General features: G+C 72.0%; 11 protein-coding genes. 6 read left to right on the plus strand and 5 right to left on the minus strand.

The features are described 5' to 3' along the window. Positions 1–3: 3 nt before the first annotated feature. The gene (locus ACX6XY_RS13870; RefSeq protein ID WP_460329898.1) at positions 4–1,362 is read right to left on the minus strand and encodes a ParB/RepB/Spo0J family partition protein; all 1,359 of its coding nucleotides are present in this window, start codon (positions 1,360–1,362) and stop codon (positions 4–6) included. A 340-nt stretch (positions 1,363–1,702) separates the two neighbouring features. On the opposite strand from ACX6XY_RS13870, the gene ACX6XY_RS13875 reads away from it, so the two are divergent. The 5 genes from ACX6XY_RS13875 (at position 1,703) to ACX6XY_RS13895 (ending at position 6,498) form a co-directional block, all read left to right on the plus strand. Continuing rightward, on the plus strand, positions 1,703–2,293 hold the full coding sequence (locus tag ACX6XY_RS13875; protein ID WP_460329900.1) for a DUF5987 family protein: 591 nt from the start codon (positions 1,703–1,705) through the stop codon (positions 2,291–2,293). Beyond that, entirely contained in the window at positions 2,290–3,948 is a 1,659-nt protein-coding gene (locus ACX6XY_RS13880) for an FAD-dependent oxidoreductase (RefSeq protein WP_460329902.1), read from the plus strand. The genes ACX6XY_RS13875 and ACX6XY_RS13880 overlap by 4 nt, the downstream gene beginning before the upstream one ends. A 127-nt stretch (positions 3,949–4,075) precedes the next feature. Then, positions 4,076–4,543: an acyl-CoA thioesterase gene (locus ACX6XY_RS13885; RefSeq protein WP_460329904.1), complete on the plus strand. Its 468-nt coding sequence runs from the start codon at positions 4,076–4,078 to the stop codon at positions 4,541–4,543. A gap of 79 nt (positions 4,544–4,622) precedes the next feature. Continuing rightward, complete coding sequence (locus ACX6XY_RS13890) at positions 4,623–5,423, plus strand: TIGR03084 family metal-binding protein (protein WP_460329906.1); 801 nt, start codon at positions 4,623–4,625, stop codon at positions 5,421–5,423. Between the two features lie 97 nt (positions 5,424–5,520). Continuing rightward, a complete protein-coding gene (locus tag ACX6XY_RS13895; protein WP_460329908.1) occupies positions 5,521–6,498 on the plus strand; it encodes a prephenate dehydrogenase in 978 nt (325 codons plus the stop codon). A 28-nt stretch (positions 6,499–6,526) separates the two neighbouring features. Here the strand turns inward: ACX6XY_RS13895 and ACX6XY_RS13900 are convergent, their stop codons facing one another. The 3 genes from ACX6XY_RS13900 to cmdF all read right to left on the minus strand — a co-directional run bounded on the left by ACX6XY_RS13900 (position 6,527) and on the right by cmdF (position 9,889). Next, the gene (locus ACX6XY_RS13900; protein WP_460329910.1) at positions 6,527–7,672 is read right to left on the minus strand and encodes a carboxymuconolactone decarboxylase family protein; all 1,146 of its coding nucleotides are present in this window, start codon (positions 7,670–7,672) and stop codon (positions 6,527–6,529) included. 13 nt (positions 7,673–7,685) lie between these two features. Next, the gene (locus ACX6XY_RS13905; protein ID WP_460329912.1) at positions 7,686–8,258 is read right to left on the minus strand and encodes a hypothetical protein; all 573 of its coding nucleotides are present in this window, start codon (positions 8,256–8,258) and stop codon (positions 7,686–7,688) included. Between the two features lie 71 nt (positions 8,259–8,329). Further along, positions 8,330–9,889, minus strand: coding sequence for a tyrosine 2,3-aminomutase (gene cmdF / locus ACX6XY_RS13910; protein ID WP_460329914.1), 1,560 nt, complete (start codon positions 9,887–9,889; stop codon positions 8,330–8,332). A 348-nt stretch (positions 9,890–10,237) separates the two neighbouring features. Between cmdF and ACX6XY_RS13915 the strand changes: the two genes are divergently transcribed. Beyond that, the gene (locus ACX6XY_RS13915) at positions 10,238–11,002 is read left to right on the plus strand and encodes a 4'-phosphopantetheinyl transferase family protein (protein ID WP_460329916.1); all 765 of its coding nucleotides are present in this window, start codon (positions 10,238–10,240) and stop codon (positions 11,000–11,002) included. Positions 11,003–11,078: 76 nt separating this feature from the next. Here the strand turns inward: ACX6XY_RS13915 and ACX6XY_RS13920 are convergent, their stop codons facing one another. Continuing rightward, positions 11,079–12,083 carry a proline dehydrogenase family protein gene (locus tag ACX6XY_RS13920; RefSeq protein WP_460329918.1) on the minus strand — a complete coding sequence of 335 codons (1,005 nt, stop codon included), beginning with the start codon at positions 12,081–12,083 and terminating at the stop codon, positions 11,079–11,081. Positions 12,084–12,393: the final 310 nt, after the last annotated feature.

Below are 12,393 nucleotides of genomic sequence, written 5' to 3' on the forward strand. Positions count from 1 at the left end.
GTGTCAACGCCGAGTTGGCTGAGTCGCCTCGATTTCGGTGAACTGGGCCGAGTCCGCGTGCTTGCGCCGGGCCATGTCGTCGGCGAACCGCCGCCAGGCGTCGGCGCAGTGCCGGGCGAGGTCGGCGACGGACTCGGTGGCGTGCGGGGGGACGGCGGCCACGCGTTTCTGCCAGGCCTCGTCGACGATGAAGTGGGTGTGGAACCAGCGGATGAAGTCCCGCCCGGAGTCGCTGTGCCGTAGCGAGGGGTCGTTGGCGAGGCGGCGCAGCGTGTCCAACGGCCCACGCGACCGCGGCAGCCCGGCCCCTCGAACCCGCCCACCTGCGCTCGCGTCGCCTGCGCCCGCACCGCGTACGCCCGCGCCGCCTATGCGGCCTGGGGAGGCCTGGGGGTCGGGTGCGCCGGGGGTGCCAGGGGCATCCGGTGCACCAGGGGCACTAGGAGCACCGAGGGAGCCGGGGGTACCGGGGGTGCCGGGGGTGCCGGGGGAGCCAGGAACACCAGGAGCGCCAGGGGAGCCGGGGACGCCAGGGGAGTCCGGGGAGCCGGGAGCGCCAGAGACCCCAGGTCCACCGTGGGCACTGGGAGCGCCAGGTACACCGCAGGCACCGGGCGCGCCGGGAGCGCCGGGCGCGCCGGGAGCGCCGGGAGCGCCGTGGGTACCGGGTGCCCCCGACGCTCCGGGTGCCCCCGACGTCCCGGCGCCCGCCGACCGCGCGGCACGCTCCGCGCGCCCCGCGTCGCGGTGCCGACTGGGCGGAACCGGGTCCTCACCACGCCTCAGCCGCCGCCGCACATCGTGCGCGGTGCCGAGCGAGAGCCCGGTCTCCCGCACCACAGCGCGCAGCGGCAGATCGGGGTTCCGCGTCATCAGCTCGGCCGCGTGCATCCGCTCGGCGGTGCGGTCCAGGGGATGCACCCTGCCGTCCGCCCCCTTACGGGCGTTCAGAGGGGGAGATCCCGCGGCTGAACACACCCGTACCGAGGCGACGGTCTTCGCGTCGATCCCCACATACGAGGCCACCGCCCGATCCGACAGCTCCGGCTGAGAGGCGAGGATGCGCCCCGCGGCCGTCTTCCGCTCGGCCACCGAAAGCGGCAGGCCATGCGTGATGTTCGCGGTCACCGAACGCAGAAACGCCTGCTCGTCGGTGCCGTCGAAGAACTGGACCTCGACCGTGTCGGCGCCCAGCAGCTGCGCGGCCCGGACGCGGTGCATGCCGTCGACCACGCGCAGCGTGGAGCGGTGCACGAGCACCGGCGGCAGAGCCGTGTGCACGGCCGCGAGCCGCCGCACATGCGCCTTGTCGATGCCGTGCAGCCGCGGTGAGTCCGCGGGCATCAGCGCGTCGATGCGCACGCGCTGCGTGAAGTGCTGTGGCCCGGCCTGTGAATCGCCCTCGCTTTTCAAGATTCCCCCATGCGTGAGACCGAGATGAGCTTCCGCATACGGATGTGTCGAAGGAGCGTCGGAAGAAAGATCAGAAGGAAGATCAGAACGTCGCGTTCGACTGTGTGAAACGAGTTCGGATACCGAGCCTAACGGCGTTGTCGCGACAGCGGAGTACCTCCCGAAAGCGACGCTTCGACTCTGGATAGTTCATGCCGTTCGCATGCCGACCTAGGCCAGTTGCTTGAACACGACACTGCGCCATAACGTTCTTTCACGCCGCAAGGGCGCCCCGCTTCAAACCAGCCGAATGGAGGTCGAGTTGACTACTCACAAGGAAAATGTGGCGCTCGGCGGCGAACACCGCACCATGACCCTGGAGGCGTACGCGGACACCATCGTTCCCGGAGAGAAGCGCTGGCCCGAAGACCGCGCGATCGCCGGTGTCGCCACCGGCGGCGGCGCGGTCCAGGCAGGCGCGCTGGACCTCATCGCCTGGGACGCCACCGGCATCCACGACGGCCTCGACGAACTGGCCGAGCTGCTCAACGGCCACACCGAGACCTACGCGGAAGACAAGGGCCTCGCCCTCGACCCGCGGGTGCCGCCCTTCGTGGCCCTCGACTACCCCGACCGGGCGCAGCTCATCCAGCGGCTGACCGCGCCAGGACACCCGGAGAAGGAGTTCTGGGTGATGCTCGCGCTCTTCTGCAACATGGCCTTCGACTCGGCGGCCCACCTGCCGACCGTGCAGGCGCTTGAGGACGGCCACCCCGGTCTGACGGCCATGGGGATCAGCAAGCCCGATCCGGACGGCCTGTGGCGCTTCACGGACTTCGGCTACGGGCGTCAACTCGCCCGCGTGCACCCCGACACGACGCCCACTGGGAGCCCGGCATGAGCAGCACCGTGGAACGTACCGACGTCCTCGTCATCGGCAGTGGCTTCGGCGGCGCGATCGCCGCGTACCACCTGGCCGCCGGCGGCGCGAAGGTCACGATCCTAGAGCGCGGACCGTGGCTGGCCAGCGAGGACTTCGAGCACGACTACCAGCTTGGCTCGTCCTACACCCGAGCCTTCGACTTCACGGTCGGCGACGGGATGAGCGTTCTGGGCGGCAACTGCGTCGGCGGCGGCAGCGTCGTCTACTTCGCCGCCATGCCGAGAGCGCCGCGCTTCGTCTTCGAGCGGCACGGCAGCATCGGACGGCGGATGTGGCCGTCGTCGGTCAACCGCGACACCCTCGACCCCTGGTACGACCGGGTCGCCGAGTCCCTGAACATCACCCAGCAGGAATGGAGCGACGTCAGCTACTCCGGCGGCCTGTGGGCAGCGGCCTGCGACCACGCCGGACGCACCGCCAACCCCCTGCCAGCCGCCATCGACAACGCCAAGTGCGTCAACTGCAACTTCATGATGGCCGGTTGCCGCTTCGAGGCGAAGCAGTCCCTGCTGCTCAACTACCTTCCGGCGGCACTCGCCCACGGCGCGCGCATACGCCCGCTGCACGAGGTGCAGCACATCGCACGCACACCGGACGGCGACTACCGCGTGCACTACGACATCGTCCACGACGAGGACTACCGCATCCACCAGGGCAGCGGCACGATCGAGGCGAAGGTCGTCGTGATGGCGGCCGGAGCGGGCGCCACACCGGTGATCCTGCAACGCAGCGAGGCCGCGCTCGGCACCATGCCCCGCGCGGTGGGACGCTACTTCTCCGGCAACGGCGAACGGCTCAACACGGCCATCATCAACGAGGGCAAGGCCGCCGAACTCCTCGGCCTGGACCGCGGCAACGGACTGGCCTACGCCGCCAACGCGATCGGCAAGGGCCCCACGGTCGCCAGCTGGGACCGGCTCGACGGCTCGCTTCCCGAGTACTCCCGCTACTCCCTGGAACAGCTCTACTTCCCGCCCGGCCTGGGCACGATACTCGCCCAGGCGCCCGACGCCACCGGGCCGACCTGGTTCGGCCGCCAGAAGAAGGAGATCCTCGAACGCTGGACCTCCTGGCTCACGATCTTCACGATGATCGAGGACGACAACGAAGGCGTCTTCGGACCGCCCCCCGCCACCGGCAACGCCCACCGCATCTCACAGCAGATGCTCGGCCGCGGCAGCCTCAGATACGACCCGACCCCCAACACCTGGAGCGCCTGGCACAAGTCCGACGCCGAGGTCAAGGAGATCCTGGAGAAGGACGGCCTGGCCAGGGTGATGCCCTGGACCAACGACCTGGTGGGCGCCTACACGGTGCACCCGCTCGCCTCCTGCCGCATGGGAGACGACCCGCACACCTCCGCACTCGACGACCGCAACGAACTGCGCGGCCACCCCGGAATCTTCGTCACCGACGGTTCGTCCGTCCCCGGTGCCCTGACTGTCAACCCGGCCATGACCATCGCGGCACTCGCCGAACGCGCCATCCCCGGCATCGTGCGCGCCGCCCGCGACCGAGGCGTCCCCGTGACCTACGGGGCGCCCGCACCCGACGGCGCCCGCAGCGCCCGCAGGAACGTCCTGCCGCTGGTGCCCCAGCTCGCCGCCAAGTAACGCGTACGCCAGCACGTCAGCACGACACGCCCCAGGTGGTTCCGACTCCTCCGAGCGAGGAACCACTTCGGGCTGCTCTTCAGCCCAGTGAGTTGCTTCATGAAACCCCGACCGAGAGGTGAGTGTGATGTCTGACTACTTCGAGTACCGCCACTGTGTGGGTTTCGAGGAGACGAATCTGGTGGGGAATGTGTATTACGTGAACTATCTGCGGTGGCAGGGGCGTTGTCGGGAGTTGTTCTTGAAGGAGCAGGCTCCGGCGGTGCTGGCGGAGGTGCAGGACGATCTGAAGCTGTTCACGCTGAAGGTGGACTGTGAGTTCTTCGCGGAGATCACGGCGTTCGACGAGTTGTCGATCCGGATGCGGCTGTCGGAGCTGGGCCAGACGCAGCTGGAGTTCACGTTCGACTACGTGAAGATCGACGGGGACGGCGGGGGCGGCGGGGAGACGCTGGTGGCGCGGGGCAGGCAGCGGATCGCGTGTATGCGGGGCCCGAACACCGCGACGGTCCCGGCGATGATCCCCGACGCGCTGGCCCAGGCCCTGGAGCCGTACGCGACACGGGTGCGCTCCCTGGCCGGACACACCGCCTGACCCCCTCTTCCTTTTCACGCCCAGTGAGTTGCGTCAAACAACCCAACCTCTCGCACGAAACCAGCTGAAGGAGAATGTGATGACTGCTGTGAACGACGTCCTCAAGGACCTGGCCGCTGACATCGACGAGGTAGCCGCTCTGGTCGCCGATCTGGACGAGACGGCGTGGCAGAAGGCGACCCCGGCGCCGGGCTGGAGTGTGGCTGACCAGATCGCGCATCTGACGTTCATCTTCGAGCTGGCCCGCAGCGCGGCCGCCGAGCCGGAGAAGTTCCGGGCGGTCACCGCCTCAGCCGGGCAGGACTTCGACGGGGCTGTCGACGCGGCCCTGAAGCAGTTCAACGCCTTCCCGCCCAGGGAGCTGCTGGCGCGTTTCCGGGCGCTGGGGGAGGCGTCGGTGCGGGCGCTGGGGTCGGTGCCGGAGGGGCAGGTGGTGCCGTGGCTGGTGAACCCGCTGCCGCCGGTGGTCCTGGCCTGCGCGGGCATCATGGAACTGTTCGGCCACGGCCAGGACATCGCCGACGCCCTCGGCATACGCCGCGAGCCCACCGACCGGCTGCTGCACCTGGTGAACTTCGCCGCGCTGACCCGTGACTTCGGCTACGAAGCCCACGGCGTCACCCCGCCCCGCGAGCAGTTCCGCTACGAACTGACCGCGCCCTCCGGCGAGATCTGGACGATCGGCCCCGCCGACACCGACCAGGTCATCACCGGCCCCGCACACGACTTCTGCCTCCTGGTCACCCGCCGCCGTCACCGTGACGACCTCGCCCTGACCGCCACCGGCCAACACGCCGACGCCTGGCTCGACATCGCCCAGGCCTACCGCGGCCCCCACGGCGAAGGCCGCACCCCCGGCCAGTTCGACCACACCCGCTGATGAGCGCCCGCACATACCGCGTACCCCGCACCCCCCGCACCCCCGCCCGTACAGCCCCGCTGCCGCCGCGATCCAGAAGTCCACCAAGGGAGACGCCGTGAACGACACCCTCCTCCGCCGAGTGACCGTGATCGGCTGTGGCCTGATCGGCACGTCCATCGGCCTCGCCCTGACCCGCGCCGGCGTCGAGGTCTTCCTCATAGACCGTGACGCCGACGCCCTGGCGCAGGCCCGGCTGATGGGGGCGGGCCGTGAGCTGGACCCGCGTCAGCCGCCCGCGGACCTCGTGGTGATCGCCACCCCGCCGTCCTCCGTCGTGGACGCCCTGGCCGAGGCGCAGGCCCGCGGACTCGGCTACGTCTACACCGACGTGGCCGGGGTCAAGGACCTCATCTGGGCCGAGGCGGAGGTACGGGGCAGCGACCTCATGGGCTATGTGCCCGGACACCCCATGGCGGGCCGGGAGCAGTCCGGGCCCGCCGCCGCCGACGCGGACCTGTTCGTCGGGCGGCCCTGGATCCTGTGCCCGTACCCCACGGCTCAGCCGGGGGCGCTCGAAGCGGTCGGCGCGCTGGTGACGCTCTGCGGGGCGCGCCGCCGCGACATGACACCCGAGGAGCACGACACGGCGGTGGCCGCCGTCTCGCACGCCCCGCAGCTGGTCGCCTCCGCACTCGCCGCGCAGCTCACCAGGGTCGACGCGGACATCCTCGCTCTGGCGGGCGGCGGCCTGCGGGACACGACCCGTATCGCGGGCAGCGACGCGCGGCTGTGGAGCGACATCTTCACCCAGAACCCCGAGGCCGTGGCCGACGTCGTCGAGCGCGTCGCGAGTGAACTCGCCGCGGCCGCACGGGAGCTGCGCGACTACACCAGCGACGGTTCGGCGACGGCGGACCGGCTGCTGCGCCTCGGCAACGACGGCCGCGCGGCACTGCTCGCGGCCCAGGGCCGCGCCGACGAGTACGTACTGCTCGCAGGCCAGGAGTACGCGGAGGGCATGACGGCGGTCGAGGGGCTCATCGCGGCGGTCGAGTCCGGTGTGGACCTCGGCGGCGCCGCCGACCCGGAGTGATCCGCCGGGTGGGCGACGGGGTCAGCCGCTACGCCGGTTGACCCCGTTGGCCTGAGGCCTGGCCGCGGCCATCGGCGGCGAACCGGCCGCCCACGCACACGGCGGCCGAGAGCGCGGCCCAGGACGTCAGCTCGACCAGTTCCCGGTCGTCGGGGTGCCGCTCCCGGAAGGCCGCGATGTCCGGGTCCGTGACCTGGTACGGAGCGAACGCGGTCAGCAGGGCGATCCGCGCGGTCGGCCGGTCGGCGGGCGGCAGGTCCGCGAGTGCCCCGTCGAGCCAGGCCCGGCCGAGACCGGGCGGACGTCCGTCCCACCGGTCGAGGCGCGCCTCGACCGACTCCCGTACGCCCGTGGGCACCCAGCGCGCACCGTCGGACACCGTCGCCACCGCCCGGCCGAGCGCGTCGGCCACGTGAGGGTTGCCGCGCGCCCAGCCCAGCTCGGCGGGCAGCCGCGCGGGCGGCAGCAGCGCGAGCGACGCACCCGGCGACAGGGGGCCTTCGTCCGCGGGCCGCATGGCCTTGGCCGCCGTACGCAGGATCGTGCCGCGCAGGAATCCGGGCGCCTGGTCGGGCACCGGGGAGTCGGCGAGGTACAGGTGGACCATGCGGTTGATGTAGTGGAAGACGAGCGCCACACCGTAGATCTCGGGCGCGGCATCGGCCGCGAACGGCGGCGGCGCGCTCAGCCCCTGCCTCTGCCCCTGCTCCTGCCTCTGCTCCTGTCCCTGTCCCTGCCCCAGCCCCAGCCCCGGTTCTGCTTCCGGGCGCAGGCCGCTCGCGCGCGCCCAGGCCGCGATGTCGGCGGTGGCGGCCGTGGCGGCGCTGCCGGACGCGTGCCGGGGCGGCGGCAGCGTACCCAGCGTCGCCTGGTGGACGTCGACGCAGTACGGGCAGTCGTTGGCGCGGGACACCTCGGTGGCCACCACCTCCTTGGCCCGCCGTGCCACGCGGCCCTCGACCAGCAGGGTCTCGCGCAGCAGCATCCAGGCCGCGGCGAGCGCCGGGGGAGCGGGCGAGTGCAGGGCCACCGGCGGCGCGAGGACGCCGAAATCCCGCTCCAGCTGCGCGTACACCCGCGACACCAGGCCGTCGGCGGAGTCCGGGGGAACGGCCCGCACATGCCGTACGTCCTTCAGCGCGCCGCGCAGTACCGCTCTGACGACAGGCTTCACCGTCACACCCTCCTCAGGCCGCGCGTGCCGTCGACGCGGCCCCAAGGCCGCGCGACAGGGAACGCACCGACGCGGACGGCCCCGCCGAGCCGACGATGTCGCCCATCAGCCGCACACTGGTGACGTCCGGCTCCCTCGTCGCCGCGCCTGACGTACGGCGCCGCTCCGCCAGGGCCACCGCGGAACGGGCCCGCTCCCAGGTGGTCGGCTCGGGGACCTGCGTCGGCGCGACGACGGCACCGGCACCGGCACCGGAACCGGAACCGGAACCGGAACCGGCACGGGCCTCGGCATCGGCCTCGACGGCCTCCGCCGCGGTCAGCACGTCGAGCCCGAACACGCCCTGCTCCATGAACATCCGCACCAGCGCCGTCGCGGCGCTCTGCGCGGCGGCCGCCGTGTACGCGTGCGAGGCCGACGCCGCGCTGGCGAGCACCGCCGCGGTCGGCGTCGTCTCGATGGGCTTGATGGGCTTGATGGGCTCGGCGGGCTCGGCGGGCGCGCCGCCGTCGCCTCCCGGCCGTGGACCGTCGTCTGGCCATGGGTCCCGTCCTGGCCACGGGGCTTGTCGGCGTGCCTCGCTCATGCTCTGCCTCCCTTTACTCATCGCCGTACGCCTGCTGATCGCGGTACGCCTGCTCATTGCCGTACGCCTGCTCACCGAGGTACGACGCCCCCGTACTGGGCGACCGCGCGCAGGAGTTCGCCACGCGACAGGGCCGCCGCGATCAGCTCGATGTCCCCGGCCATGGAACGGTCCACGCCGAGCGGCGGCACCAGCGACCGCACCGCGTCACAGGCCGCCTGCGCCGAGGGGCTGAGCTCGTCGAACCGCCGCGCCGCGTCCACCGCCTGGGCCGCCGCGAGCAACTCCACGGCGAGAATCCGGTAGTTGTTCTCCAGCACCCTGCGCGCGCCGCGCACCGCGACGAGCCCCATGCTGACCACGTCCTGGCCAGCGCCGGAACCGCCCGCCTGCGTGCTCGCCGGACTGATGGTGCGGTTCTCGGCCACCAGCGCGGCCGCCGGGTACTGGGCCCCGGCGAACCCGTGGTGCAGTACGGGATCGGTGAGGACGAGCTGTTCGGGCAGCCCGGCGCCAGGTCCCACGGTGAGCACATGATGCAGCTGCCGCTCCGCCAGGACGCCCAGCTGGACCAGCGAGATCGTCACGAAGTCCATGGCGAAGGCGACCGGCTGGCCGTGCCCGTTCGCCCCGTGGAACACCTGCCGGTCCTCGAAGAACAACACGTCGTCGCAGGCGGAGTTCAGCTCGGTCTCCAAGGTGGACACCGCCTGGTAGAGGGTGTGCCGTACGGCGCCGACCACCTGCGGGATCGCCCGCAGCGAGTACGGCTCACCGGTGCGCCGCCCGGTCACCGCGCGATCCGCGGCGGCGCCGCCCCGCAGCAGGTCCCGCAGGTTCGCGGCCGTGTCGATCTGCCCCAGGTGCGGACGGGCCAGATCGTGCCCGGCGGCGAGGAACGGCCCGGCGCCCGCGCCGATCGCCTCGGTCACCAGCGCGGCCGTGACCTCCGCCTGCCGCACCTGGTCCAGGGCGCGCCCCACCACGAGCGCGCCGAGCCCGGTCATCGCGGACGTGGAGCCGAGCAGCGCCCGGCCCTCCTTGAAGCGCAGGCTCAGCGGCTCGACGCCGAGTTCCCGCAGCACCCGCGCGGTCGACACCCGCTTGCCGTCCCGCAGCACCTGCCCCTCTCCGATGAGGGCGGCCGCGATATGGGCGAGCGGCGCCATGTCGCCGCTCGCGCCCAGCGAGCCGATCTCCGGCACCACCGGAGTGACACCGTGGTTGAGGTAGTACCTGAGGCGTTCGAGGACCACGGGACGCACCGCGGCGTACCCCTTGGCGAGGGAACTCAGCAGGGCGGTGACCACCGCCCGTACCTCGTCCTCGCGGAACAGCGGGCCCACGCCCGTACTGTGACTGCGGATCAGATTCACTTGCAGCTCGGCCTCTTCGGCGCGCGAGACCCGCGTGGACCGGCCGCCGCCCTGGTCTACGGAGTTGACCCCGCTGACGGTCTGGCCACGGCGTACGAACTGGTCGAGCGTCGCTCTGCCACGCCGGGTCCGGTCCAGCGCGCCGCCGGTGAGCCGGACGCCCGCGCCCTGCTCGGCGACGGTGCGCAGCGCGTCGATGGTCAGGGTCTCGCCGTCGATGACCACGGGTGTGGTGCCGGTCTGGAACACGGTCACGGTCCCACTCCGTCCTTGCTGCGGCCGCCTGTGGAGAGACTCCATTGTTGGACCCGCGCGGGCCGGAACGCGTCTTCTGACGTGCGCTGACGGTGCGCTGTCGGTGCGCGGAGGTGCGTGGGCGGTGCGCTGGCGGTGCGTGGGCGGTGCGTGGGCGGTGCGTGGGCGGCGCACTGACGCCGAAACCCCGGATACCTAGGCACGTTTCCCTGCCGTAGTCGGCACGTCACTGCTTGTATGGGGCAAGAGCAATGGAACTCCTGTGGTGTCCCCCTGGGCAGGTCCGTGTCGCGGCCTCGCCACGGCGTAGCGGACACATCGACGCGATTTCCCAGAGGAGCCGCTCGCATGGCTGGCAGGTTGTTCACGTCCGAGGCCCTGCCTCCGCGCCCGCTGACCTGGGGGGCTCCCTTTGGCCCCCTGGAACTGCCAGGCCCCGTACCCCACTTGTGGCTGGCGGACGCGGCGGTCGCGCCCGACGTGGTGGAACGGCTCGCCGCCGACGTCCTGGACCAGCGGGAGCGGCGCCGCGCCGACGCGCTGCGCAGGACGTCGGACCGCAGGTGCTATCTGACCGCGCACGTCGCTCTGCGAATGCTGCTCGGCGCGCAGTTGGGTACGACGCCGGGCCGGGTGCGCTTCCGGCGTGAGCCCTGCCCGTGCTGCGGCGGGCCGCACGGCCGCCCCGCCGCCGACCCCGAAGTGCCGCTGCCCCCCGAGACGCCACTGCACTTCTCACTTTCGCACAGCGGCGATCTGGCGCTGCTCGCCTTCGCGGCCACCGCGGTCGGCGTGGACGTGCAGACGACCGGGTCCCCGGCCACCGTCGAGGAGATGCGCGGAGTACTGCACCCCCGTGAACAGGAGGAGTTGGCGTCCTGCGCCGACGCGGACCGCCCGGACGCGTTCTCCCGCGCCTGGGTGCGCAAGGAGGCCTACCTCAAGGGCCTCGGCACCGGCCTGGCCCGCAGCCCGGCTCTCGACTACCTGGGCACGGGAGCGGCCTCGGTGACCAGCCCGCCCGGCTGGCGCGTGTACGACGTCGAGGTGCCGCACGGATACGCGGCGGCCCTGGCCGCCCGCCAGCGGGCAGCGGGCAGCGGGGCCCGGTAGGCGTCCGGGTCCGGTGGGCAGCGGGGCCCGGTAGGCGTCCGGGCCCGGCAGCCGTCCGGGCCCGGTAGGCAGCCGGTCAGTAGGCGGCCTCGGCGGCGTACTCACGGTCCGTGCCGATGTCCGCCAGCGCGCTCAGCACCATCGGCGGATGCTCGGCCAGCCGCTGCAACAGATGCAGCCACCAGTTCACCCCGTACGTGGCGTAGATGCGGCACGGCCGCCCGGCGTCCCGGTACTCGCGCAGCAGCCGTGGCTGCACGCCGTGCAGCATCTCGACCTCGGCGGCCCGGTCCAGCAGCCCCCGTTCGTCCGCCGTGGCCAGGACCACCGCGTCCTGCGTTGCCAGACTGAGCCGTACGCCATGGTCCACGAGGCGCTGCGCCAGGTCGAGATACCGCTCGTCGAGCGCCGGCCCCCGGCGCAGGGCGATCTCCGGCGGCTCGGGGAAAGCGCCCTTGACGAGCCGGACCCGGCGACCGGGCCGGGCCACGCGCGCCACGTCCTGCTCCGTACGGTGCAGATGCGCCTGGAGCGTGACGCCCAGGCCCTCGTACTGGGACACCAGTTCCCGGTGCACGGCGAGCACGGCGTCGACGCCGGGGAAGCGGTCCATGCTCAGGACGACGTCGCTGCCGTGCGCCGCGGCGGCCGCGGCGATCCGTCCGGCGTTGGCCAGGGCGAGGTCGGGGGAGACCCGCAGGCCCACGCTCGACAGGTCGAGCCCCAACTGGTCAGGGCGAAGGTCTTGTTCGAGCAGGCTCAGATACTCGTCGACGACGCGACCGATCCGCGCGGGGTCGCCGTGGCCCTGGCCCTGGCCCTGGCCGGGCGTGGCGAACTCGTCGGGCGCGGTGAACTCCGCGGTGACCCGGTACCCCTTGACCCGCAGCTCCTTCACCCGCTGGAGGAAATCCGCCTGGTTCGTGGCGAGTACGTAGCGCCGTGCCGCGGGCGAGAGGACGTCACGCAGCACCGACCCGGAGGCGTCGAAGGCCCTGCGGCAGCGCGGATCGGTGGCGATCTTGCGCAGGCCTTCCGCGGCCGCTTCGAGCAGGGCGCGCTGGGAGATCTCCTGGGTCATGTCCGCGCCTCGGCGATCTGCGCCCGCGGGGTGTCGACACTCCGTTTGGCAAAGGGGACGGGCAGCTGTCGGGCAGCGCCGTGGCACCCCGCGAGGACCGCCAAGGGCCGGACTCCGCTGGTCCGTTGGGTCATGGTCATCATCTCGCCCACCCCCTGGAGTCGGTCAACACAGCCTAGCCATAGTGCCAAACTTTCCAAATTCTGGCAAGAGATTGCCTACGTGCCGAGAATCCTGGCAACAAGACAGTCGTGCCACACCACTGCCGAAAACGGGAGAGCAGGGGAAGCCGGGCAAGCCGGGGGTGGGA

It is taken from the genome of Streptomyces sp. O3 (assembly GCF_054788135.1).